Consider the following 24,646-nt stretch of genomic DNA (forward strand, 5'->3'; position numbering starts at 1 on the left):
GCTAGGGTTGCTGAAGCAGCTCTTGTACCCGCAACAGCACGGCATTCAGGCCGTTACTGCGCGATGGCGATAACTGGCGGCCTAGGCCCAGATCGGTAAACCACTGGGTTAGGTCGACGGCGGCAATCTGCGCAGCGCTTAACTCCTCGATCCGCGCCAACAGCAGCGCCAAGAGGCCGCGCAGCAAGCGTGCCTCGCTGTCGGCGCGCAACTGCCAGCCCTGTTCGCTGCGTTCGGCGAGCAGCCACACCGCGCTGGCGCAGCCGTGCACTGGGTGGCTGGCAGCGCGTTCGCTGTCAGTGAACGGCGTCAAGCGCTCGCCCCACTGCATCAGCAGGCGCGCGCGCTGCTCCCATGAGGCGGGTTGGCTAAAGGCTTGCAGGGCTTGCTGGGCGCTGGCGGGCAGGCTCATCGCAACAGCTCCAGGGCTTGATCGAGGGCATTGAAGAAGTTCTGCAGATCGTTGCCGTCGTTATACAAGCCGAGGGAGACGCGCAGCGCGCCGGATAGACCCAGCTGCTGAAACAGCGGCATGGCGCAGTGCTGTCCGGCGCGCACGGCGATGCCTTGTTCGCTGAGCAGTTGTGCCAAGTCGGCATGGTGCACGCCAGCCACACTAAAACTGACTAAGGCTACTTCGGGCTCACCTAACACCTGTACGCCAGCACGCTGTTTAAGCCCAGTGAGTAACTGGCGGTGCAGAGCGGCCTCATGTTGGCTGACGGCTGGGCCATCGAGGCTGGCCAGATAAGTCAGGCTTGCGCCCAGAGCGATCACCGCGCCGATGGCCGGGGTGCCGGCCTCAAAACCCAGTGGCGCCGGACGAAAGCTGGCACTGTGATAGTCGCACTGCTGCAGCATCTCGCCGCCGAATTGCCAGTGCGCAAGTTTGTTTAACGCCTCCGGGCGGCCATAAAGAATGCCGACGCCATCGGGACCATAGAGTTTGTGGCTGGAGCACAGGTAAAAGTCGCAGCCCAGTGCAGCCAAATCATGGCGGCCATGCACCACACCTTGGGCGCCGTCGACCACGGTGATGGCGCCTTGGGCTTGGGCCATGGACAGCAACTGCGCAAGTGGCTGCCAGGCGCCGAGCACATTGGACAGCTGGGTGACGGCCAGCAGGCGCGTGCGCGGGCCGATCAGCTGCGCCGCTTGGGCTAAGTCCACGGTGCCGGCTGGCGTCAGCGGCAACACCACCAGCTTGAGTTGCTGGCGCAGTGCCAATTGTTGCCAGGGCAGCAGATTGGCGTGGTGCTCGGCGGCGCTGATGACGAGCTCATCGCCGGGCTTGAAGTGCTGTTGCAGGCCGTAAGCCAGCAGGTTAAAGGCCTCGGTGGCGCTGCGGGTAAAGATAATCTGCGCGGCGCTGGCAGCGTTAAACCACTGCGCGAGTTGCTCACGGGTGGCCTCAAACGCGCGGGTTGCCTGCTCGCCCGGCAGGTGCTGGGCTCGGTGCACATTGGCCGCGCCGTTGGCGTAGTAGTGCAGCAGGCAGTCGAGCATGGCCTGGGGCTTTTGCGCGGTGGCGGCGTTGTCCAGGTAGGTCTGGCCACTGGCGCTAAAGGCTGCAAGGGCAGGGAAGTCAGCACGCCAAGGTGAGGGTAGGGACATTGCGGATTCCAGCATCTGGCTCACTGAATAAGGGCGCGTGAGCGAGATAAAAACGTATGGCTCAAGGCCGGTGAAGCCAGTGAAGCCCTAGCGCCTAGGGCTTCACCATGAGCATCTACAGGGGCACTTAGTTGTGCGCGTGCAGGGCTTCGTTCAGCTCAATGGCCGACTTGTGGGATTTGCATTCCACGGCGCCGGTCTGCGAGTTACGGCGGAACAGCAGGTCGGTCTGGCCAGCCAGTTCGCGGGCTTTAACGGTTTTCACCAGTTGGTTGTCGGCATCCAGCAGCGCCACTTTGGTCCCTGCTGTGATGTACAGGCCAGCTTCCACCGTATTGCGGTCGCCCAGTGGGATGCCGATACCAGCGTTGGCGCCGATCAGGCAGCCTTCACCCACGGAGATGATGATGTTGCCGCCACCGGACAGGGTGCCCATGGTCGAGCAACCGCCGCCCAGGTCCGAACCCTTACCGACGAGGACGCCCGCCGACACGCGGCCTTCGATCATGCCTGGGCCTTCGGTGCCGCCGTTGAAGTTGATAAAGCCTTCGTGCATCACGGTGGTGCCTTCACCGACGTAAGCACCCAGGCGCACGCGGGCGCTGTCGGCGATACGCACGCCTGCCGGCACTACGTAGTCGGTCATTTTCGGGAACTTGTCGACCGAGAACACTTCCAGCAGGTCGCCTTTGAGGCGCGCTTCCAGTTGCCGCTCAGCCAGTTCGGCCAGGTCGACGGCGCCGTGGCTGGTCCAGGCGACGTTGGGCAGCAGCGGGAAAATGCCGGTCAGGTTCAGGCCGTGGGGCTTAACCAAACGATGCGACAGCAGGTGCAGCTTGAGGTACGCCTCTGGAGTACTGGTCAGGGCGCTGTCTTCAGCGAGGAAGGTGGCGACCAACGGCTTTTGGCTTTCCGCCAGACGGGTCAGCAAGGCGGACTGGCCAGCGTCGATGCTCTTCAGTGCTTCGGCCAGTTCGGCTGCTTGGTTGTTGCTCAGGCTGATGGCCTGGTTGCCACCGGTATAACCCAGCAGTTGCGCGGCGGCAGTGGCCAGCTCAGTGCTTGGTTTGAGCAGCGGCTGGGCGTAGAAAACTTCCAACCAGTTGCTTTGACGATTCTGGGTACCGACACCAAAGGCCAGACTGAAGAGGGTAGTGCTCATGGTAATTTCCTTAGCGCAAATTCTTGTTGGACAGGTGGCTTAAATCAATTCGCTGGCATAACGCTCAGGCTTGAACCCGACAAGGGTTTTACTGCCCAAAGCCAATACCGGACGCTTGATCATCGACGGTTGGGCCAGCATCAGGGCGATGGCTTTGCTTTGGTCGAGATCGCTTTTCTGCACCTCGTCCAGCTTGCGAAAAGTTGTTCCGGCACGGTTCAGGATGGTTTCCCAACCATGTTCGGTGCACCACTTTTCCAGGTTTTCGCGGTCAATACCGCTGACTTTGTAATCGTGGAAGCTATAGCTCTTGCCGTGCTCGTCGAGCCAGGTGCGGGCTTTCTTCATGGTGTCGCAGGCTTTGATGCCGTAAAGAACGTAGCTCATGGTGCATCCGTGGTTGCCGCGCCCCAGTGCTAGGCGCTTATTCGTTAACTAATGGGATCGGGGATTATGCCATGTTGGCTCCCCAGCGTCTTAACTGCAGAGTAAATCGCCCATAGTTTGACGCCGCTAAGGCTTCAGAATTCGCCTTCTGAGGTCGCTGGCTCTAGACTGCGGGCTTCTGTTAAGAGGTCGTATTATGCAATTGCTCTATACCATTCTGATCATGTTGGTAGTGGTCAGTGGTACCCGTATTACCGCTCAATTCATTCCTGTGCCACTGCCTCTGCTGCAAATTTTGATTGGTGCATTACTCGCAGTACCCGCCTTGGGTCTGCATGTGCGATTAGAACCTGAGTTGTTCCTGCTGCTGTTTATCCCGCCGTTGTTGTTCGTGGATGGTTGGCGCATGCCTAAGGGGCAATTCCGCGAGTTACGTACCCCCATTCTGTTATTGGCCTTCGCCTTGGTCTTCTTCACCATTCTGGGCGCCGGCTGTTTTATCCATTGGTTATTGCCCCAAGTGCCGCTGGCCGCCTGTTTCGCCCTCGCGGCGGTGCTGTCGCCGACTGACGCCGTGGCCGTGGCGGCGATCACCCATGGCCGCCTGCCCAGCACCTTAAGCAATATGCTCCAGGGCGAGGCGTTGATGAACGACGCCTCGGGTCTGGTGGCGTTTAAGTTCGCCGTGGCAGCGACTCTGACCGGGGTGTTCTCGCTCACCGACGCCAGCGTGCAGTTCGTCATCGTGGCGGCAGGCGGTGTGTTGGTTGGGATGGCCTTAAGCTATCTGTTCGGTCGCCTGCGCGCTTGGATGATCGCCCGTGGCTGGGAAGACCCGGCGCCGCACGTATTGATGTTGTTGCTGTTGCCCTTTGCCGCCTATGTGGCAGCGGAGCATTTTGGCTTGTCAGGGATTCTCTCGGCGGTGGCGGCGGGCATGATGCAAAGCCGTCTCGACTTACTGCCGCGGCAAACCACCACGCGTTTGCTTAACCGCAGCGTGTGGATGCTGCTGGAGTTCACCTTTAACGGTTTGGTCTTCCTGCTGCTGGGCCTGCAACTGCCAGACATCCTCACCGATGCCCTGGCCATTCACCATGAAGATCCCTGGGTGTTCCTGCTCAAGGCTTGTGGCTGGGTGGTGGCGATCTACATCGTGCTGATGATCCTGCGCTTTATCTGGGTCTATGCCTATTGGCGCATGTCCGGTGCGTTTCGGCGCTGGCGCGGAGTGCCGACGCGCTTTGCGGGGCAGTCCCGTGGCGCCCTGAGCTTGGTCCTGACCTTTGGTGGGGTGCGCGGCGCCGTGACGCTGGCCGGTGTGATGTCGCTGCCATTGCTGCTGAATAACGGCGCTAACTTCCCTGAGCGGCCGCTGCTGATTCTGATCGCCGCCGGGGTGATTCTGCTGTCGCTGCTGGTGGCCAGTATCGCCTTGCCGCGCATCCTGCCCTACGTGCCGCAGGACAACCTCGGGCTGCGCGAGAAGCAATTCAATCTGCACCGCGCGCACCTGTTGGAGGCGGCCATTCGCGCTCTGGAAGAAGTCGATGAGCACGGCAGTGACGCCGACGCAGCGGTGGCTTCGGTCAATGTCAAAGCCAAGCTGATGGCCGAGTACAACGAGTTACTGGAGCGTACTCAGCAGAACGCCAAGCGCGAACGCGAACACACCGGTGAAGAGGCCGAAGGAGTGGAATATCGCTTGCGTCTCTTGGGCTTGCGCACTCAGCGCGCCGAGCTGTATCGGCTGCGTAAGGAGCATCAGCTCGATGACGACGTGCTGATAGAAATCCTGCGCGATTTGGATATTGCCGAAGCGCGTTTGCAGAAGCACTAAAACTGCAGGCGCTGGGGCAACCCAGCGCCTTCTTCAGTTATGCGCGGCGGATAAACGCGGCGATGCGCTCGGCCGCCTCGACGCATTCCGCCAGCGGCGCAACCAGCGCCATACGCACGCGCCCTGCGCCAGGGTTGCTGCCATTTACCTCACGCGAAAGATAGGAACCCGGCACTACCGTGACGTGCTCTTGGGCAAACAGCTCGCGGGTAAAGGTTTGATCATCGCCTGGGGTTTTCGCCCACAGGTAAAAGCCGCCATCGGGGCGTTGCACGTCCATCACCGGCTGCAGAATGGCCAGCACGGCATCGAACTTGGCGCGGTACAGATCACGGTTGGCCTTAACGTGGGCTTCGTCCTGCCACGCGGCAATGCTAGCCAGCTGGGTTTGTACCGGCATGGCGCAGCCGTGGTAGGTGCGATAGAGCAGGAAGGCCTGAATGATCTGCGCATCGCCGGCAACAAAGCCTGAACGCAGGCCCGGCAGGTTGGAGCGCTTGGACAGGCTGTGGAACACCACGCAACGTTTGAAATCGCTACGGCCCAGCGCCGCACAGGCGCTGAGCAGGCCCACCGGTGGCTGCGCTTCATCAAAATACAGCTCGCTGTAGCACTCATCGGCGGCAATGACGAAGTCGAACTTGTCGGCCAATGCGATCAGCTTCTGCAGGGTGTGCAGCGGGATCAGTGCGCCAGTGGGGTTGCCCGGCGAGCAGAGGAAGAGAATCTGGCAGCGCTGCCAGACGTCATCGCTGACCGCGTCAAAATCGGGGTTAAAGCCGTTATCTTCCAGGCAGGGCAGGTAGTGTGGTTCGGCCCCGGCCAGCAGCGCCGCGCCTTCGTAGATTTGGTAGAAGGGGTTAGGGCTGATGACCAGGCCCGCTGCCGCGCCTGGCGCACTGCGCTTGACCACGGTTTGGGTAAAGGCAAACAGCGCCTCGCGGGTGCCATTGACCGGCAGGATATGCCGCGCCGGGTCAATGCTGCCGGCGTTCAGGCCAAAGCGCTGCTCGGCCCAGCTGGCCATGGTCTCGCGCAGCGCCGGGATGCCGAGGGTGGTCGGGTACACCGACAGCTGGCTTAAATTGTCGCTCAGGGCCTGGGCGACAAAGGCGGGCGCCGGGTGCTTAGGTTCACCGATGGACAGGGCAATGGCGCGCTTGTCGGCGGGCACGTTGACGCCGCTGAGTAGGGCGCGGAGTTTCTCGAAGGGGTAGGGCTGCAGCTGGTTTAACGCGTCGTTCATCGGTATTTCCTGGGTTCTGCTGGCGCCCGTCCAGACGAAGGGCGGCGCGCAGGCTAAGGCAGGGTTAAATGCTGATCTGGCTGGGTTGCTGCTCGAGTACATGGCTATCGGACAGCTGCTGCACCACGGTCTCTTGCAGGCGCGCGCACAGCTCGGGGTCGGACAGCGGCTGGTTGTGCGCGTCGGTGATAAAGAACACGTCTTCTACGCGCTCGCCCAGGGTGGCGATCTTGGCGTTCTGCAGCGACAGGTCGAAGTCGAGGAAGATCCGCCCGATGCGGGCCAGCAGGCCGGGGCGATCCGGGGCGGTCACCTCCAGAATGGTCACCGGACGTTGGGCGTCGTTGTGGATGGTCACCTGCGGGGCAAAGGCGAAGTGCTTGAGCTGGCGCGGCACCCGGCGCTGGATGATGCTGGGGTATTCGTCGGGGTTCTTCAGGGCGTCGATCAGGCCTTGGCGGATCATCTCGATGCGCGCCTGGTTATCGCCAATCGAGCCGCCGGCCGCGTCGAGCACAATATAAGTGTCGAGGGTGAACTGGCTGGTCGAGGTGAGAATGCGCGCGTCGTGAATGTTCAGATTGAGCTGAGCCATGGCCGCTACGGTCACCGCGAAGAAATCATGCTGGTCCTGGGCGTAAATAAAGATCTGGGTGCCGCCCTCGAACTCGCGCTGCGTCGTTTCTTTGATCAACACCAGCGGATCGCTGTTATCGCCATGTTGCAGGATCGCTTCGGTGTGCCAGGCCACGTCGGCGGCGGTATGGCGCAGGAAGTAGTCATCCCCCAATTGCGACCACAGCTGTTCGGCGTCGTCGCTGTCGGTACCATCGCGCACCAGAATGTCGATGGCGGCGTTTTGCGTCAGGCGGATTTGCTCCTCACGGTCCAGCGGATTTTCCAGGCCGCGGCGCAGGGCGCGCTTGGTTTCGGTGTAGAGCTGACGCAGCAAGCTGGCGCGCCAGGAGTTCCACAGGCTGGGGTTGGTGGCGTTGATGTCGGCCACGGTCAGCACATAGAGGTAATCGAGGCGGGTTTGATCGCCGACCAGGCGGGCAAAGTCGAAAATCACCTGCGGGTCGGAGATGTCCTTGCGCTGGGCGGTGGTGGACATGTCCAGGTGATGCTTGACCAGCCACACGATCAGTCGTGAGTCCCACAGCGGTAACTGATGGCGCACACAGAAAGCCTCGGCGTCCACCGCACCAATCTCGGAGTGATCACCGCCACGGCCCTTGCCGATGTCGTGATAGAGGCCGGCGAGGTAGATCAGCTCAGGCTTGGGCAGTTTGTCGATGAGCTTGCTGGCCAGGGGGAATTTCTCCGCCAGCTCTGGCCATTTGAATTTGCGCAGGTACTTGATCAGGTTGAGGGTGTGGGCATCGACCGTATAGATGTGGAACAGGTCGTGCTGCATCTGCCCCACGATATGGCCGAACTCCGGCAGATACAGGCCCAACAGGCCATAGCGGTTCATTCGGCGCAGGTTGCGATGAATGCCGGTGGGGCTTTTGAACAGTTCGATAAACAGGCTGGTGTTGCGGATGTCGCTGCGAAACTCATCGTTGATCAGTTGGCGGTGGTCGCGCAGCAGGCGGATGGTATCGGCACTAACGCCTTTAATCTGCGGGTTCTGGGCCAGCAGGACGAAGATTTCCAGCAGGGCAAACGGCGTGCGTTTGAACACATTGGGGTGGCTGGCTTCGATGTAGTCGTCGCGCACCTGAAAGCGGCTGTTGAGGGCTTCGGCCGGGCCGTTGGCACCAGCACGCAGGATCTCTTCCTCAAAGTGCTGAATGACCAGCTCGCTGAGCTCGGCAATGGCCATCACCACGCGGTAGTACTTCTGCATAAAGCGTTCGATATTGCGCTTGCTGTCGTCGCCAGTAAAACCCAGCAGCTCGGCGACCCGGCTCTGGTGGTCGAACAGCAGGCGGTCTTCGGCGCGCCCGGCGAGCATGTGCAGGGCATAGCGCACCTTCCACAGAAATTCCTGGCTGGCGGACAGCAGGTTGTATTCGCTTTCCAGCAAAAAGCCTTGGCCGACCATCGCGTGCAGGTTGAGCGTGGCGAAGTGACGGCGAGCCACCCAGAGGATGGTCTGAATATCGCGCAGGCCGCCCGGCGAGCCCTTTACGTTAGGCTCCAGGTTGTATTCGGTGTCGTTGTATTTGCGATGGCGGGCGCGCTGCTCTTCTCGCTTAGCGAGAAAGAACTCTTTGCTCGGCCACATCACCTGATTGCTGGTGACCTCCTGCATGCGCTGACGCAGGCGCTCAGGGCCGGCCAGGGTGCGGCTTTCCATCAGGTTGGTGACGACGGTCAGGTCGGCGCGGGCCTCTTCGGCGCACTCGTCCACCGAGCGCACGCTCTGGCCGACCTCCAGGCCGATGTCCCAGAGCAGGGTGAGGAACTGCTCGATGGGCTCGCGGAAGGTTTCATGGTCGGCGCTGTCGAGCAGAATCAGCAGGTCGATATCCGAGAACGGATGCAGCTCACCGCGCCCGTAGCCACCGACGGCCAGCAGGGCGATGTCGGCGTCTTCACTCCAGTTCAGGCGCACCCAGGCCGCGCGCAGGATTTGATCAACGAACCAGGCGCGATCCTCAACCAGGCGGCGAATTTCCCGGCCATCTTTAAACCGTTGGTCAAGTACCGAGCTGGCCTGACGAATGGCTTTTTTGAAGGCCGCGATAGGGCTGGCCTTAAGCGCCAGTTCCGCCTGGAACTGGCCGCGGTCGAACAGTTCGGGATCTACCTGAGGCATGCAGCCTTCCTTATCGTTATTCAGGGTACTCGCGGCTGGTTCTGGCGGTGCGGGCTGACTTAGGCTGAGGTGCGGGCGATGGTGTCATCACTGCGCAGGGTGAAAATCTCGTAGCCGTCGGCGGTGACCAGAATGGTGTGTTCCCACTGTGCGGAAAGCTTGCGGTCCTTGGTGATGGCGGTCCAGCCGTCGCCTAGGGTGCGGGTTTCCGGGCGGCCTTGGTTGAGCATCGGCTCGATGGTGAAGGTCATGCCTTCTTTGAGCTCCATGCCAGTACCAGCGCGGCCGTAGTGCAGCACTTGTGGCTCTTCGTGGAACACGGCACCAATGCCGTGGCCGCAGTATTCGCGAACAATGGAGAAACCGTTCTTCTCGGCGTGCTTTTGAATCACTTCGCCGATATCGCCCAGGCGTGCGCCCGGCTTAACCAGCTGGATGCCCTTGTACAGGCACTCTTGGGTGATAACGCTGAGGCGCTGGGCCCACTCGGGGGCGTTGCCGACCATATACATCTTGCTGGTATCGCCGTGGTAACCGTCTTTGATCACGGTCACGTCGATATTGACGATGTCGCCGTCTTTTAGTGGCTTATCGTTAGGGATGCCATGGCACACCACGTGGTTGACCGAGGTGCAGATCGACTTGGGGAAGCCCTTGTAGTTAAGCGGGGCCGGGATGGCTTGTTGCACGTTGACTATATAGTCGTGGCAAATGCGGTCCAGCTCGTCAGTGGTCACGCCTGGCTTGACGTACTCGCCGATCATTTCCAGAACTTCGGCAGCCAAGCGACCGGCTACGCGCATTTTGGCAATTTCTTCGGGCGACTTAAGGGTGACGGACATAATGGCTCTCGGCTGCAGGCGGAAAACCGCTATGTTAGCATTTTCAAGGCTCAAGCCATAAGCCGTAGGCAGTTTTGCCACAGCTTAGATGCTCAGGCTAAGTAGCTTGTGCCGATCTTTTATGGTATAAAACGCGCCGCTTTACGGGCAGTGTGCCCTTGAAGCCTAAACCCACACACGTATCGACACGCTTTCCTGGGTGCCTTGCGACTTGTTCGCCGGGTTGGAAATCGGGATACGTGGAGGCCTAACCCGACTTATTAAGGAACTATCATGTCCCAAGTCACTATGCGCGATATGCTGAAGGCCGGTGTGCACTTCGGCCACCAGACCCGTTACTGGAACCCGAAAATGGGCAAGTACATTTTCGGCGCGCGCAACAAGATTCACATCATCAACCTTGAGCAAACTCTGCCAATGTTCAACGAAGCTCTGGCTTTCGTTGAGAAGCTGGCTGCTGGCAAGAACAAGATCCTGTTCGTCGGCACCAAGCGTTCCGCTGGCAAAATCGTTGCTCAAGAAGCAGCTCGTTGCGGTTCGCCGTACGTCGACCATCGCTGGTTGGGCGGCATGCTGACCAACTACAAAACCATCCGTGCCTCGATCAAGCGTCTGCGTGATCTGGAAGTTCAGTCGCAAGACGGTACTTTCACCAAGCTGACCAAGAAAGAAGCCCTGATGCGCACCCGTGACCTGGAAAAGCTGGATCGCAGCCTGGGTGGTATCAAGGACATGGGCGGTCTGCCAGACGCTCTGTTCGTTATCGACGTTGACCATGAGCGCATTGCTATCACCGAAGCCAACAAGCTGGGCATCCCAGTTATCGGCGTCGTCGATACCAACAGCAGCCCAGAAGGCGTTGACTACATCATCCCAGGTAACGATGACGCCATCCGCGCCATCCAGCTGTACATGGGTGCCATGGCTGACGCCGTTGCTCGTGGCCGCGGTAACGCTGGCGGCGCTGCTGACGAGTTCGTTGAGCAAGCTGCTGAAGAAGTTGCTGAAGGCTAAGTAGAGCGCTAGCGCGCTGGCTTAGTTCGCAAAAAGGGGGCTTGGCCCCCTTTTTGCCACCTGAAAACCATAGCCGACAAGTCGTTGCAACTATCGTCTGTCATTGTCGGCAATGCGTTACGAATTGAGCGCCCGTTTTGACGGGTGGAATGGTTAACAACCTATCCAGAGGATTTTGAAAATGGCAGAGATTACTGCAGCGTTGGTTAAAGAACTGCGCGAACGTACCGGCGAAGGCATGATGGATTGCAAAAAGGCCCTGACCAAGGCCGGCGGCGACATCGAGAAAGCCATTGACGATATGCGTGCTTCCGGCGCAATCAAGGCTGCCAAAAAAGCAGGCAACGTTGCTGCTGAAGGCGCTATCAGCATCAAAGAAGACGGCAAAACTGCGGTCATCATCGAAGTTAACTCGCAGACTGACTTCCTCGCTCTGCAAGACGATTTCAAAAACTTCGTGGCGGCCAGTGTTGAAAAAGCTTTCGCTGACAACATCACTGACGTGGCTGTGCTGATCGAAGCGCAAGAAGAAGCGCGTCTGGCTCTGGTGGCTAAGACTGGCGAAAACGTCAACATCCGCCGCATCGCGCGCATCGAAGGCGACGTGCTGGGTTCCTACCTGCACGGCAACAAAATCGGTGTTGTGGTTGTGCTCAAAGGCGGTGACGTTGAGCTGGCTAAAGACATCGCGATGCACGTAGCGGCAAGCAACCCTGAATTCCTGCTGCCTTCGCAGGTTTCTCCAGAGGCTATCGAGCGCGAGAAAAACGTGTTCCTGACCCTCAACGAAGAGAAAATCAAAGGCAAGCCAGAAAACATTGTTGAGAACATGGTCAAAGGCCGTATCAGCAAGTTCCTGGCCGAAGCGAGCCTGGTTGAGCAGGCGTTCGTTAAGAACCCTGAAATCAAGGTTGGCGAGCTGGCCAAGAAAGGCGGCGCTGAAATCGTTTCTTTCACCTACTTCAAAGTTGGTGAAGGCATCGAGAAGCCAGTCGACAACTTCGCTGAAGAAGTTGCCGCACAAGTGGCTGCTGCCAGCAAGCAGTAAGACGGCTACCGCTGTCGCCCCGAAGAGGCTGCCCGCTCACGCGCGCGGCCTCTTTGTCAAATCGGGGCGCTACAGCCGCTTGGGCTTTTTAGCCCGGCAGGCTAGGGTGCTGTTTTAGCAGCACTGTGTTAACAGGCGAGGTTAGCTCGCAGAGAATTCAAACGCCGCAGGAGAGACTCGCAATGGCTCAGCAGATGGGTGGTCGTCAACCGCGTTACAAACGCATTCTGCTTAAACTTAGCGGCGAGGCCCTGATGGGGTCTGAAGATTTTGGCATCGATCCCAAGGTGCTGGATCGCATGGCGCTGGAAGTCGGCCAGTTGGTCGGTATCGGCGTGCAAGTCGGCCTGGTGATCGGTGGTGGTAACCTGTTCCGTGGCGCCGCGCTGAGCGCTGCCGGGATGGATCGAGTGACTGGCGACCATATGGGTATGCTGGCCACCGTAATGAACGCCCTGGCCATGCGTGATGCGCTGGAGCGCTCGAATATCCCCGCGCTGGTGATGTCGGCCATTTCCATGGTCGGTGTGACTGATCATTACGACCGCCGTAAGGCTATGCGTCATCTGAAAACCGGTGAGGTGGTGATCTTCGCCGCTGGCACTGGTAATCCCTTCTTCACCACTGACTCGGCTGCCTGCCTGCGCGCAATCGAAGTGGATGCAGATGTGGTGCTCAAGGCGACCAAGGTCGATGGTGTGTACACTGCCGATCCATTTAAAGACCCGCATGCGGAGAAGTTCGATCGCCTGACCTACGATGAGGTCTTGGATCGCAAGCTGGGAGTCATGGACTTAACCGCAATTTGCCTGTGCCGCGACCATAATATGCCGCTGCGCGTTTTCAATATGAACAAGCCCGGTGCCCTGCTCAACGTAGTAGTCGGTGGCGCTGAAGGCACTCTGATCGAGGAAGATAAGCATGATCAATGAGATCAAGAAAGACGCCCAGACCCGTATGCAGAAAAGTCTGGAGTCGCTGGTTCACGCGTTTAGCCGCATCCGTACGGGGCAGGCGCATCCGAGCATTCTGGCTGGCGTACAGGTGCCTTACTACGGCGCTGATACTCCGATCAACCAAGTGGCCAGTGTCACCGTAAAAGACTCGCGCACCCTGCAAGTGGTGGCGTTCGAGCGCAATATGCTGGCTGCCGTCGACAAAGCCATTCAGAGCTCCGGCCTGGGCTTTAACCCCACTAACCTGGGTGAGCTGCTGCTGATCACCATGCCGGCGCTGACTGAGGAAACCCGTAAGGGCTTCACCAAGCAGGCCCGTGACGCCGCTGAAGATGCCCGCGTTGCCGTGCGTAGCATCCGTCGTGATGCCCTGAGCCAGCTCAAGGATCTGGTTAAGGAAAAAGAAATCAGCGAAGACGAAGAGCGTCGCGCCGCCGATGATGTACAGAAACTGACGGATAAGTTTGTCGCTGAAATTGAAGTGGCAACAAAGCAGAAAGAAGCGGATTTGATGGCCGTTTAACGGTCAGACTGACGCTATGGATAAAACTAAGAAAGATAATCGGGTGGTCGTGCCGCGGCATGTGGCAATCATTATGGATGGCAATAACCGCTGGGCGAAGAAGCGCCTGTTGCCGGGGGTTGCCGGGCATAAAGCCGGTGTTGACGCGGTGCGTGCGGTTATTGAGGTGTGCGCTGAGGCTGGGGTTGAGGTATTGACCCTGTTTGCCTTCTCCAGTGAGAACTGGCAGCGCCCCGCGGATGAGGTCAGTGCACTGATGGAGCTATTCCTTAGTGCGCTGCGGCGCGAGGCGAAAAAACTCGATGCCAATGACATCAGCTTGCGCATCATTGGCGACCGTTCGCGCTTTCATCCTGAGTTGCAGGCGGCCATGCGTGAGGCCGAGGCGCTGACTGCTGGTGAGCGGCGTTTCGTCTTGCAGGTAGCCGCTAACTATGGCGGGCAGTGGGACATCGCCCAGGCCGCGCAGCGCTTAGCTCGGGAAGTGCAGGGCGGGCATTTGCGGCCTGAGGACATTACCCCTGATTTGCTGGAAAGTTGCTTAGTCACCGGTGATCTACCGTTGCCTGATCTGTGCATCCGCACCGGTGGCGAACATCGCGTCAGTAACTTCTTGCTGTGGCAGCTGGCTTATACCGAGCTGTATTTCTCCGACCTGTTCTGGCCGGATTTTAAACACGACGCCATGCGTAAAGCCCTGGCCGATTACGCAAGCCGTCAGCGCCGCTTTGGTAAAACCAGCGAGCAACTGATGGCTGAGGCTCGTAGCTGATGCTCAAACAACGAATCATTACCGCGCTGTGGCTGCTGCCGCTGGCTCTGGCTGGTTTCTTCTGGCTGGACGGCGGCTGGTTTGCGCTGTTTATCGGCGCAGTGATCAGCCTAGGGGCTTGGGAGTGGGCGCAGTTGGCGGGCTTTAGCGCTCAGGCACAACGCGTGGCTTATGCTGCGCTGGTGGCTGTGCTGGCCTATGGTCTGTACCTGCTGCCGGGCTTGGCGCCTTGGTTGTTGCTCTTGGGCGTGCTGTGGTGGCTGGTTGCGACACTTTTGGTGTTGGGCTATCCCGCCAGCAGCCGTTATTGGAATTCTGGGGTGAGCCGTTTGTTGATCGGCTTGCTCATTCTGCTGCCAGCCTGGCAGGGATTGCAGCTATTTAAACAGTGGCCATTGGCCAATTGGCTGATTCTGGCGGTCATGGTGCTGGTGTGGGGCGCGGATATCGGCGCTTACTTCGCTGGCCGTGCTTTCGGTAAGCGTAAATTAGCTCCGGCGGTGAGCCCTGGTAAGAGTTGGGAAGGTGTCTATGGTGGCTTGGCGGCGGCGCTGCTGATCTGTCTTGGCACTGCGCTGTATCGCCACTGGTCATTGAGCGAGACGTTGTTGGCGCTGGCGGGCACCGCCTTGGTGGTGTTCAGTTCGGTGGTTGGCGATCTGACGGAGAGTATGTTTAAGCGCCAGTCTGGGGTTAAAGACAGCAGTAATCTGCTCCCAGGGCATGGCGGCGTGCTGGATCGTATCGACAGTTTGACTGCGGCAATCCCAGTGTTTGCGGCGTTGCTGTGGCTGGCCGGTTGGGGCGTCCTGTGAGTCGCGCACAACAGATCACCGTGCTGGGGGCTACGGGCTCCATCGGTCTCAGCACTTTGGATGTGATTGCCCGTCATCCGGAGCGATATCAGGTTTTTGCCCTCACCGGGCACAGTCGTATGGCTGAGTTGCAAGCCCTGTGCGTGCGGCATTGCCCGCGTTTTGCGGTAGTGGCGGATGAAGCCGCTGCCGTCGCGCTGCAAGCCGAACTTAAGGAAACTGGGCTGGCCACTGAAGTGTTGTTTGGTGTGCAAGGCCTGTGTGAAGTGGCCGCCCATGCTGACGTCGATGCGGTCATGGCGGCGATTGTGGGGGCGGCTGGACTGGCCCCGACGCTGGCGGCAGTCGAGGCCGGCAAGAAAGTCTTGCTGGCTAATAAAGAAGCTTTAGTGATGTCCGGCGCACTGTTTATGCAGGCGGTGAAGCGCAGCGGGGCCGTGCTGCTGCCGATCGACAGTGAACACAACGCGATCTTCCAGTGCTTGCCCGGCGATTATGCCCGGGGCCTGCAGCCGGTCGGCGTGCGGCGGATTTTGCTGACCGCTTCTGGTGGGCCGTTTCGTGAGATGCCCCTGGAGCAGCTTGCTCAAGTCACGCCGGCCCAAGCCTGCGCCCATCCCAATTGGTCGATGGGGCGGAAGATCTCCGTGGACTCGGCCAGCATGCTCAACAAAGGCCTGGAGCTGATCGAGGCCTGCTGGTTGTTTAATGCGACGCCGGCGCAAGTCGAAGTGGTGGTGCATCCGCAAAGCGTGATTCATTCGCTGGTGGATTACATTGATGGTTCGGTGCTGGCCCAGTTGGGTAATCCGGATATGCGCACGCCGATTGCTCATGCCTTGGCCTGGCCGCAGCGGATTGAGTCGGGCGTTGCGCCACTGGATCTATTCGCCATCGCCCGTTTGGACTTTCAGGCGCCCGATGAGCAACGTTTCCCATGCTTACGCCTGGCGCGTGAGGCGGCCCAGGCCAGCGGCACCGCGCCGGCGATGCTCAACGCGGCCAACGAGGTGGCAGTCGCGGCCTTCCTCGAGGGGCGCCTTCGCTTTACCGAAATCGCGAGTATGATCGAGCACGTGCTGCAGACTGAGCCAGCTCAGGCTGCCAGCAGTCTTGAGGTGGTTTTGGCAGCCGATACGCGGGCTCGCCAACTTGCTGAGCAATGGCTTAGTCGGCGTTAAGCGTCGACACGGAGAAAAGCAATGAGTGCGCTGTATATGGTGGTAGGCACCCTAATTGCCTTGGGTGTGCTGGTCCCTATTCACGAATTTGGCCACTTTTGGGTGGCGCGCCGCTGTGGTGTCAAGGTGCTGCGCTTCTCCGTGGGCTTTGGTACGCCGCTGTTGCGCTGGCATGACCGTAAGGGCACCGAGTTCGTCATCGCGGCTATCCCCTTGGGCGGCTACGTCAAAATGCTCGATGAGCGCGAGGCTGAAGTGCCGGCGCAGTTGCAGGAGCAGGCGTTTAACCGCAAATCGGTGCAGCAGCGTATCGCTATTGTGGCAGCCGGGCCCATCGCTAACTTCCTCTTGGCCATCATTTTCTTTGCCGCTATTGCCATGCTCGGCAGTGAGGTGGTGCGTCCGGTGATTGGTGCGGTCGCTCCGGGTAGCTTGGCCGCGACGGCTAATCTGCAAGCCGGTGATGAGATCGTTGCGGTGGATGGTGAGCCGACTGCCGGCTGGTCTGAAGTTGGTATGCAGCTGATCAACCGTCTGGGCGAGAGTGGCACGCTAGACCTGCGGGTACGTGAACAGGGCTCGGAGCTGGAGAGTCCACGGCAAATTACGCTTAATAACTGGCAGCGCGGGGTAGATGAGCCTGATCCGTTGGCCGCATTGGGCATTCGTCCGTGGCAGCCGGCGCTTGAGCCTGTACTAGCACAGCTTGATCCTCAAGGCCCGGCGGCGGCGGCGGGCTTGCAGCTGGGTGATCGCTTGCTGAGCCTGCAAGGCCAGCCGTTGACTAATTGGCAGCAGCTGGTTGAGCAGTTGCGTGGTTTACCCGGCAAGCCCATCACGCTGCAGTTGCAGCGCGGTGCCGAACAGCTTGAGGTCAGTCTGACTTTGGCGGTGCGCGGCGAAGGCGAAAAGCGCACCGGCTACTTGGGGGCAGGCGTGGCAGGTGGCCAGTGGCCTGCCGATATGCTGCGTGAAGTGCGCTTCGGTCCTCTTGATGCATTGGGGCAGGGCCTGGCAAATACTTGGTCCATGAGTGTTTTAACCCTGAATTCGCTAAAGAAAATGCTGTTTGGTGAGCTCTCGGTAAAAAACTTGAGTGGGCCGATAACCATTGCTAAAGTGGCGGGCGCTTCTGCTGAGTCGGGTTTGAGTGAGTTCTTAAAATTCCTCGCCTTGTTTAGCATAAGTTTAGGTGTACTTAATTTGTTACCTATTCCGGTTTTGGATGGGGGCCACTTACTCTTCTATCTGTTTGAGTGGGTGCGAGGTCGACCGCTACCGGAACGGGTTCAAGGTTGGGGGATGCAGATTGGCATCAGTTTGGTTGTTGGGGTTATGTTGCTTGCCCTAGTCAACGATTTGAGTCGACTGTAACCATTGCTGAATTACAAATCTGTCGCTTCAGGCGGCAGATTTTTTATTGTCAGTTTGAATAAGAAAGGACTTCATGAAACGTCTGCTGCTACCTGCGGTTCTTGCCGCACTGATGATCACCGAAGTTCACGCTGAGTCCTTCACAATCTCCGATATCCGGGTAACCGGCTTGCAACGGGTTTCGGCAGGGAGCGTGTTTGGTGCCATGCCCCTGAACGTCGGCGCCGAGGCGGACGACCGGGCATTGGTTGAGGCTACCCGCGATCTGTTCAAAACTGGCTTCTTCCAAGATATTCAGCTGGGCCGCGACGGCAACGTGCTGGTGATCAATGTGGTTGAGCGCCCGTCAATTTCTAGCATCGAAATTGAAGGTAACAAGGCGATCAGCAGTGAAGACTTGCTCAAAGGCTTAAACCAGTCAGGTTTGGCCGAAGGCGAGATTTTCCAACGCGCCACCCTTGAAGGCGTGCGTAACGAGCTGCAGCGTCAATACGTCGCGCAAGGTCGTTATTCCGCGGAAATTGAAGCCGAAGTTATTCCTCAGCCGCGCAACCGCGTGGCGCTGAAAATCAACATCAATGAAGGTTCGGTTGCCGCTATCCAGCACATTAACGTGGTGGGTAACACGGTTTTCTCCGATGAAGACTTGCTGCAAAACTTCGAGCTGAAGACAACTAACTGGCTGTCCTTCTTTAAGAACGACGACAAGTATGCCCGGGAAAAACTCTCTGGTGACTTAGAACGTCTGCGTTCTTATTACCTGGATCGCGGCTATATCAACATGGATATTAGCTCGACTCAGGTTTCCATTACGCCTGACAAAAAACATGTGTACGTCACTGTTAACGTCAACGAAGGCGAAAAGTTCAGCGTGCGTGAGGTCAAGCTCAGCGGCGAACTGAAAGTCCCTGAAGACGAAATCAAGTCGCTGTTGCTGGTCAAAGAAGGCCAAGTGTTCTCGCGTAAAGTGATGACCACCACTTCGGAGTTGATCACCCGCCGCCTGGGTAACGAGGGCTACACCTTCGCCAACGTCAACGGCGTACCTGAGACTCATGATGACGGCACTGTGTCGATTACCTTCGTGGTCGACCCAGGCAAGCGTGCTTACGTAAACCGTATTAACTTCCGTGGTAACACTAAGTCTGAGGACGAAGTGCTGCGCCGCGAAATGCGTCAGATGGAAGGTGGCTGGGCTTCGACCTATTTGATCGACCAGTCGAAGACCCGTCTGGAGCGTCTGGGTTACTTCAAAGAAGTGAACGTTGAAACCCCGCAAGTGCCGGGTACCGACGACCAAGTTGACGTTAACTACACCGTAGAAGAGCAAGCCTCGGGTTCGATCACCGCCAGCGTTGGTTTCGCACAGAACGCCGGTTTGATCCTCGGTGGCTCGATCACCCAGAACAACTTCCTGGGTAGCGGTAACCGCGTAAGCCTCGGTCTGACCCGCAGCGAATATCAAAGTAACTACAACTTCGGCTTCGTTGACCCCTACTGGACACCGGACGGTGTGAGCTTGGGCTACAACGCCTTCTTCCGTGAAATCGACTATGACGAGCTGGATACCGATGTATCGAGCTACTCGGTGGACAGCTACGGTGCTGGGGTCAACATCGGTTACCCGATCAGCGACACTTCGCGCCTGACCTATGGCCTGAGCGTGCAAAACGACAGCATCAGCACCGGTCGTTATACCGTTGATGAGATCTTTGACTTTATCGACCGTGAAGGCGACAGCTTCCTTAACTTCAAGGCTTCCATTGGCTGGTCGGAGTCGACCCTTAACCGGGGTGTATTGGCTAACCGCGGTCATTCACAAAGCTTGACCTTGGAATCAACTATCCCTGGTAGTGATCTTTCGTTCTATAAACTCGACTACCGCGGTCAGTTGTTCACTCCTTTGAGCGACACCTACACCCTGCGTCTGCACACAGAACTGGGCTATGGTGACGGCTATGGTTCTACTGACGGTCTGCCGTTCTATGAGAACTACTACGCCGGTGGCTTTAACTCGGTACGTGGCTTTAAAGACAGCAGCTTGGGCCCGCGTAGTACGCCAAGCCAGGGCGTAGTTGATGGTAAAGGCCGTCCTGGCACTATCAGAGACCCGGATCAAGATCCATTGCCATTCGGTGGTAACGTATTAATCCAAGGTGGTGTCGAACTGTTGTTCCCGATGCCCTTTGTAAAAGACCAACGTTCACTACGTACCGCAGTTTTCTGGGATGTGGGTAACGTGTTTGACACCAATTGCAGCAGCACCCAGAAGAGCTGCGGCGATATCGATCCGGGCGAGTTGGCCAGTTCGGTGGGTGTGGGTCTAACGTGGATCACTGCGTTGGGTCCTCTGAGCTTCAGCTTGGCCATGCCAATCGTGAAACCGGATGATGCCGATACACAGATTTTCCAGTTCTCTCTCGGTCAGACGTTCTAAGCGTCAGATTAATGAATACCAATGGTTTTGCAGGAGTTGTGACGTGCGTAAGTTGACTCAACTGTTTCTGTTAAGCGTTGCCTTACTGGCAACTCCGGCTTTCGCCGAAATGAAAGTGGCCGTACTGAACTATCAAATGGCTCTGCTGGAGTCGGATGCAGCCAAGCGTTATGCCGTGGATGCGGAGAAGAAGTTCGGTCCACAACTGAACAAATTGAAAACCCTGGAAAGCGATGCCAAGCGTATTCAGGACCGTCTGGTTAAAGACGGCGAGAAAATGCAAACCGCTGAGCGCGAGCGTCTGGAGCTTGAGTTCAAGCAAAAGGCCCGTGATTTCCAGTTCCAGTCCAAAGAGTTGAATGAGTCCAAAGCGGTCGCTGACCGTGAAATGCTCAAGACCCTCAAGCCAAACCTGGACAAGGCTGTGGAAGAAGTGATCAAGAGCGGTAACTTTGACTTGGTGCTGGAGCGCGGTGCGGTGATTGATGTCAAACCTCAGTTCGACATCACCCGTCAGGTTATCGAGCGCATGAATAAGCTGCGCTAACGATGACGGCAACAGTTTTTACTCTTGGCCAATTGGCCGAGCGTTTGGGGGCCACCCTCAGTGGCCCTGCAGATAAAACCGTGAGTGGCTTGGCGACCTTGCAGGAAGCCAATGCCGATCAACTGACCTTCCTCGCCAATCCCCATTACCGCAAGTTCCTGCCCGAGTCGCAGGCTGGCGCCGTGCTGCTGACGGCCGCTGACGCTGAAGGCTTTAGCGGTAATGCGCTGATTGTGCCGAATCCTTATCTGGCCTATGCCGAACTGTCCCATCAGTTTGACCGTAAGCCCGTGGCTAAAGCTGGTGTGCATCCCACCGCTGTGGTTGCCGCCGATGCTCAGGTGGATGCGACGGCCAGTATCGGTGCCTATGCGGTGATCGAAAGCGGCGCGCATATTGGTCCGGGCGTCAGCATCGGCGCACAGACCGTGGTGGGTGCGCGCTCGGTGATCGGCGAAGGTGGCTGGTTAGCCCCGCGCGTCACGCTGTACCACGATGTGCGCATTGGTAAGCGTGTGGTCATTCAGTCCGGTGCGGTGCTTGGTGGTGAAGGTTTTGGCTTTGCCAACGAGAAGGGCCACTGGCAGAAGATCGCGCAAATTGGCGGTGTGACTATCGGTGATGACGTTGAGATTGGCGCGAATACCACCATCGATCGTGGCGCGTTGTCTGACACCCTGATTGGAAATGGCGTTAAGCTGGACAATCAAATCATGATCGCGCACAACGTGCAGATCGGCGATAACACTGCCATGGCCGGTTGCTGTGGGATTTCCGGCAGCACCAAAATCGGCAGTAACTGCATGATTGCCGGTGGTGTGGGCATGGTGGGTCACATTGAAGTGTGCGACAACGTGTTTGTCACCGGGATGACCATGGTCACCCGCAATATCACAGAGCCCGGCTCCTATTCATCGGGTACCGCCATGCAGCCGGCGGCTGAATGGCGTAAGAGCGCAGCGCGAATTCGTCAGTTGGACGACATGGCGCGGCGCCTGCAGCAGTTGGAAAAACAGTTGGCCGCCGTGACCTCAGCCGCCAATACTTCATCTGATGCCTGAGCCGGTAATTTCCGGCTTGTCTTTTTTCTCTTACAGGCTTCTTTGCACATGATGGACATTAACCAGATTCGCGAGTATTTGCCGCACCGTTATCCGTTCCTGTTGGTGGACCGTGTGGCTGAGCTCGACATCGAAGGCAAGTGGATTCGTGCCTATAAGAATGTGAGCATTAATGAGCCATTCTTTAACGGCCACTTCCCTGAACACCCGATCATGCCTGGCGTGTTGATCATCGAAGCGATGGCTCAAGCCGCCGGTATTCTGGGCTTCAAGATGATGGACATGAAGCCTGCTGACGGCACCCTGTACTACTTTGTCGGCTCCGATAAACTGCGCTTCCGTCAGCCTGTGGTGCCTGGTGATCAGCTGGTGCTGGAGGCAAAGTACCTGAGCAACAAGCGCAGTATCTGGAAATTTGAATGCATCGCTCGCGTTGACGGCAAGGAAGTCTGCTCGGCAGAGATCATTTGTGCGGAACGCAAGTTATGAGTTTGATTGACCCTCGCGCCATTATTGACCCCAGTGCCAAACTGGCTGACGACGTGGTCGTTGGTCCTTGGTCGATTATCGGGGCCGATGTGGAAATTGGTGAGGGTAGCGTGATCGCTTCCCACGTTGTGCTCAAAGGACCGACCAAAATCGGTAAGCACAACCGCATCTTCCAGTTCAGCACTGTGGGTGATGACACTCCTGATCTTAAGTATCAGGGCGAAGCGACGCGTCTGGTGATCGGTGATCACAACGTTATCCGTGAAGGCGTCACCATTCACCGTGGCACCGTGCAGGACCGCAGCGAAACCACCATCGGTGATCACAACCTGATCATGGCCTACGCCCACGTCGGGCATGACAGCGTTATCGGTAACCACTGCATTCTGGTCAACAACACCGCCTTGGCTGGCCATGTGCGGGTTGATGACTGGGCGATTTTGTCCGGCTTTACCCTCGTCCATCAGCACTGCCATATCGGCGCCCATAGCTTTTCCGGCATGGGTACGGCGATTGGTAAGGACGTGCCAGCCTACGTTACCGTTTTCGGTAACCCCGCCGAAGCGCGCAGCATGAACTTTGAGGGCATGCGTCGGCGTGGCTTCAGCGCTGAAGCTATCACCGCGTTACGTCGGGCCTACAAGATTGTTTACCGCCAAGGTTTGACTGTCGAACAAGCTATGCTGGCATTGGCCGAGTTGTCGGTTGAGTTCCCAGAGGTGGCGGTGTTCCGGGATTCGGTACAGGCCTCCACTCGCGGCATCACCCGTTAAACATGGGTAAGCCAATCCGCGTGGCCTTGGTGGCTGGCGAAGCCTCCGGGGATATTTTAGGCGCTGGCTTAATGCAGGCACTCAAGGCCCGTCATCCCCATGTTGAGTTTATCGGCGTGGGTGGCCCGCGGATGATCGCCGAAGGCCTCACGTCCTATTTCCCCATGGAGCGCTTGTCGGTGATGGGCTTGGTCGAGGTGTTGGGCCGCCTGCCTGAGTTGTTGGCGCGGCGCAAACGCCTGATCAAAACCCTGATTGCGGAACGCCCCGATGTGTTCGTCGGCATCGATGCGCCGGACTTCACCTTGGGCGTGGAACTCAAGCTGCGTCAGGCCGGGATTAAGACCGTGCACTACGTCAGCCCCTCCGTGTGGGCGTGGCGGCAGAAACGGGTGCTGAAGATCCGCGAATCCTGCGATCTGATGCTGACCTTGTTCCCCTTCGAAGCCAAGTTTTACCAAGAGCACCAAGTACCGGTGCGCTTTGTCGGACATCCGTTGGCCGACACAATTGGCCTTGAGGCTGACCAGCAGGCGGCGCGCGTGGCTTTGGATTTGCCGGCGCAAGGCTCCGTGGTCGCATTGATGCCCGGCAGTCGCGGCGGTGAAGTGGCGCGCTTAGGCAGTTTGTTTCTTGATGCCGCCCAGCAACTGCGCGCCATGCGTCCGGGCGTTGAGTTCGTTTTACCGTGCGCCAGTGCTGAGCGTCGCGAGCAAGTGGAGCAACTGCTGGCGGGCCGTGACCTGTCGCTGACCTTGCTGGATGGGCGCTCCCATGAGGCCTTGGCCGCCTGCGATGCGGTGCTGATCGCCTCCGGCACGGCCACCTTGGAGGCGTTGCTGTATAAGCGGCCGATGGTGGTGGCCTATAAAGTCGCCCCCTTGACCTATCGCATCCTTAAGCGTCTGGTCAGTAGCGCCTATATCTCTCTGCCTAATTTGCTGGCGAAGCGTTTGCTGGTGCCAGAGCTGATTCAGGACGCGGCCACTCCCCAGTCCTTAGCTGAAACCCTGTCGCCGCTGCTGGATGATGGCGCGGTGCAGACCGCAGGTTTCGATGTGATTCACCGCACCTTGCGCTGCGATGCCTCGGTGCAGGCCGCCGACGCCGTGCTGAAGTTGATAGGGCAGGACTAATGCAGTTAGGCATGGACTTTAGCCAGGTCGAAGAAATGGTTGCCGGAGTCGATGAAGTGGGCCGTGGTCCACTGTGCGGCGCGGTGGTCACCGCTGCGGTGATCCTCGACCCGGCGCGACCAATCCTCGGGCTGAATGACTCGAAGAAGCTCACCGAAGCCAAGCGCGAGAAACTCTTTGATGAGATCAAAGAGAAGGCCTTGGCCTGGTGTATCGCCCGCGCCGAAGTCGAAGAAATCGATCAGCTGAATATCCTCCAGGCCACTATGTTGGCCATGCAGCGCGCGGTCGAAGGCTTAAGCGTCACGCCTAAGCTGGCGTTGATCGACGGTAACCGCTGTCCGAAGTTGGCCGTGCCCAGTGCGGCGGTGGTCAAGGGCGACAGCCAGGTGCCGGCGATTGCCGCCGCGTCGATTTTGGCTAAGGTCAGCCGTGACCGTGAAATGCAGCTGCTGGATCAGCAATACCCTGGCTACGGCATCGCCGGGCACAAGGGCTATCCCACTCCAGTGCATCTGGAGGCCCTGCGCCGCTTAGGCCCGACGCCGATTCACCGGCGTTCTTTCGGCCCGGTGCGCGAGTTGTTGCAAGACTGATGCGGCGCGGCATCTGCGCCTGATGGCGCAATGATGCGGTGGCTTGTGACGGCCTTGGCTGTACAA

General features: G+C 58.5%; 23 protein-coding genes. 16 read left to right on the forward strand and 7 right to left on the reverse strand.

Translation table 11 applies throughout. The features are described from left to right. Nucleotide 1: 1 nt before the first annotated feature. The 4 genes from NTD81_RS01515 to NTD81_RS01530 form a co-directional block, all read right to left on the reverse strand. A complete protein-coding gene (locus NTD81_RS01515; protein ID WP_262178728.1) occupies nt 2–412 on the reverse strand; it encodes a SufE family protein in 411 nt (136 codons plus the stop codon). Then, nucleotides 409–1,614, reverse strand: coding sequence for an aminotransferase class V-fold PLP-dependent enzyme (locus tag NTD81_RS01520; RefSeq protein ID WP_262178730.1), 1,206 nt, complete (start codon nt 1,612–1,614; stop codon nt 409–411). The genes NTD81_RS01515 and NTD81_RS01520 overlap by 4 nt, the downstream gene beginning before the upstream one ends. Before the next feature lie 127 nt (nt 1,615–1,741). After that, complete coding sequence (dapD, locus tag NTD81_RS01525; RefSeq protein WP_262178732.1) at nt 1,742–2,776, reverse strand: 2,3,4,5-tetrahydropyridine-2,6-dicarboxylate N-succinyltransferase; 1,035 nt, start codon at nt 2,774–2,776, stop codon at nt 1,742–1,744. Between the two features lie 39 nt (nt 2,777–2,815). Further along, a complete protein-coding gene (locus tag NTD81_RS01530; RefSeq protein WP_262178734.1) occupies nt 2,816–3,163 on the reverse strand; it encodes an ArsC family reductase in 348 nt (115 codons plus the stop codon). A gap of 196 nt (nt 3,164–3,359) precedes the next feature. Here NTD81_RS01530 and NTD81_RS01535 point away from each other — a divergent pair, with 196 nt between their 5' ends. Further along, complete coding sequence (locus tag NTD81_RS01535; RefSeq protein ID WP_262178736.1) at nt 3,360–5,003, forward strand: Na+/H+ antiporter; 1,644 nt, start codon at nt 3,360–3,362, stop codon at nt 5,001–5,003. A 37-nt stretch (nt 5,004–5,040) separates the two neighbouring features. Here NTD81_RS01535 and dapC read toward each other — a convergent pair whose 3' ends face one another. From dapC to map, 3 genes are all read right to left on the reverse strand, one after another. After that, nucleotides 5,041–6,249 carry a succinyldiaminopimelate transaminase gene (gene dapC / locus NTD81_RS01540; protein ID WP_262178738.1) on the reverse strand — a complete coding sequence of 403 codons (1,209 nt, stop codon included), beginning with the start codon at nt 6,247–6,249 and terminating at the stop codon, nt 5,041–5,043. 64 nt (nt 6,250–6,313) lie between these two features. Further along, nucleotides 6,314–9,016 carry a [protein-PII] uridylyltransferase gene (locus NTD81_RS01545; protein WP_262178739.1) on the reverse strand — a complete coding sequence of 901 codons (2,703 nt, stop codon included), beginning with the start codon at nt 9,014–9,016 and terminating at the stop codon, nt 6,314–6,316. Between the two features lie 59 nt (nt 9,017–9,075). Then, entirely contained in the window at nt 9,076–9,858 is a 783-nt protein-coding gene (map, locus tag NTD81_RS01550; protein WP_262178740.1) for a type I methionyl aminopeptidase, read from the reverse strand. A gap of 273 nt (nt 9,859–10,131) precedes the next feature. Here map and rpsB point away from each other — a divergent pair, with 273 nt between their 5' ends. From rpsB to rnhB, 15 genes are all read left to right on the forward strand, one after another. Further along, complete coding sequence (gene rpsB / locus NTD81_RS01555; RefSeq protein WP_262178741.1) at nt 10,132–10,872, forward strand: 30S ribosomal protein S2; 741 nt, start codon at nt 10,132–10,134, stop codon at nt 10,870–10,872. A 181-nt stretch (nt 10,873–11,053) separates the two neighbouring features. Next, entirely contained in the window at nt 11,054–11,920 is an 867-nt protein-coding gene (gene tsf, locus NTD81_RS01560; protein ID WP_262178742.1) for a translation elongation factor Ts, read from the forward strand. 182 nt (nt 11,921–12,102) lie between these two features. Further along, on the forward strand, nt 12,103–12,852 hold the full coding sequence (gene pyrH, locus NTD81_RS01565; protein ID WP_262178743.1) for a UMP kinase: 750 nt from the start codon (nt 12,103–12,105) through the stop codon (nt 12,850–12,852). Then, nucleotides 12,842–13,399 (forward strand): ribosome recycling factor, encoded by a 558-nt coding sequence (frr, locus tag NTD81_RS01570; protein ID WP_262178744.1) that lies wholly within the window; start codon nt 12,842–12,844, stop codon nt 13,397–13,399. Before pyrH ends, frr begins: the two co-directional genes overlap by 11 nt. A gap of 16 nt (nt 13,400–13,415) precedes the next feature. Further along, the gene (gene uppS / locus NTD81_RS01575; RefSeq protein WP_262178745.1) at nt 13,416–14,171 is read left to right on the forward strand and encodes a polyprenyl diphosphate synthase; all 756 of its coding nucleotides are present in this window, start codon (nt 13,416–13,418) and stop codon (nt 14,169–14,171) included. Beyond that, a complete protein-coding gene (locus NTD81_RS01580) occupies nt 14,171–14,986 on the forward strand; it encodes a phosphatidate cytidylyltransferase (protein ID WP_262178746.1) in 816 nt (271 codons plus the stop codon). Before uppS ends, NTD81_RS01580 begins: the two co-directional genes overlap by 1 nt. After that, nucleotides 14,983–16,167 (forward strand): 1-deoxy-D-xylulose-5-phosphate reductoisomerase, encoded by a 1,185-nt coding sequence (gene ispC, locus NTD81_RS01585; RefSeq protein WP_262178747.1) that lies wholly within the window; start codon nt 14,983–14,985, stop codon nt 16,165–16,167. Before NTD81_RS01580 ends, ispC begins: the two co-directional genes overlap by 4 nt. A gap of 21 nt (nt 16,168–16,188) precedes the next feature. After that, entirely contained in the window at nt 16,189–17,541 is a 1,353-nt protein-coding gene (rseP, locus tag NTD81_RS01590; RefSeq protein WP_262178748.1) for a sigma E protease regulator RseP, read from the forward strand. A gap of 73 nt (nt 17,542–17,614) precedes the next feature. Further along, the gene (gene bamA, locus NTD81_RS01595) at nt 17,615–19,978 is read left to right on the forward strand and encodes an outer membrane protein assembly factor BamA (RefSeq protein WP_262178749.1); all 2,364 of its coding nucleotides are present in this window, start codon (nt 17,615–17,617) and stop codon (nt 19,976–19,978) included. Between the two features lie 43 nt (nt 19,979–20,021). Continuing rightward, on the forward strand, nt 20,022–20,525 hold the full coding sequence (locus NTD81_RS01600) for an OmpH family outer membrane protein (protein WP_262178750.1): 504 nt from the start codon (nt 20,022–20,024) through the stop codon (nt 20,523–20,525). Between the two features lie 2 nt (nt 20,526–20,527). Continuing rightward, entirely contained in the window at nt 20,528–21,586 is a 1,059-nt protein-coding gene (lpxD, locus tag NTD81_RS01605; protein ID WP_262178751.1) for a UDP-3-O-(3-hydroxymyristoyl)glucosamine N-acyltransferase, read from the forward strand. 48 nt (nt 21,587–21,634) lie between these two features. After that, entirely contained in the window at nt 21,635–22,075 is a 441-nt protein-coding gene (fabZ, locus tag NTD81_RS01610; protein ID WP_262178752.1) for a 3-hydroxyacyl-ACP dehydratase FabZ, read from the forward strand. Then, nucleotides 22,072–22,848, forward strand: a complete 777-nt coding sequence (gene lpxA / locus NTD81_RS01615; RefSeq protein ID WP_262178753.1) for an acyl-ACP--UDP-N-acetylglucosamine O-acyltransferase — start codon at nt 22,072–22,074, stop codon at nt 22,846–22,848. Before fabZ ends, lpxA begins: the two co-directional genes overlap by 4 nt. Before the next feature lie 2 nt (nt 22,849–22,850). Further along, nucleotides 22,851–23,984, forward strand: coding sequence for a lipid-A-disaccharide synthase (gene lpxB / locus NTD81_RS01620; protein WP_262178754.1), 1,134 nt, complete (start codon nt 22,851–22,853; stop codon nt 23,982–23,984). Continuing rightward, the gene (gene rnhB / locus NTD81_RS01625) at nt 23,984–24,580 is read left to right on the forward strand and encodes a ribonuclease HII (RefSeq protein ID WP_262178755.1); all 597 of its coding nucleotides are present in this window, start codon (nt 23,984–23,986) and stop codon (nt 24,578–24,580) included. The genes lpxB and rnhB overlap by 1 nt, the downstream gene beginning before the upstream one ends. The last annotated feature ends 66 nt before the right edge of the window (nt 24,581–24,646 follow it).

Origin of the sequence: Pseudomonas sp. 5P_3.1_Bac2, from assembly GCF_025465995.1 — a bacterium.
Lineage (GTDB): Bacteria > Pseudomonadota > Gammaproteobacteria > Pseudomonadales > Pseudomonadaceae > Aquipseudomonas.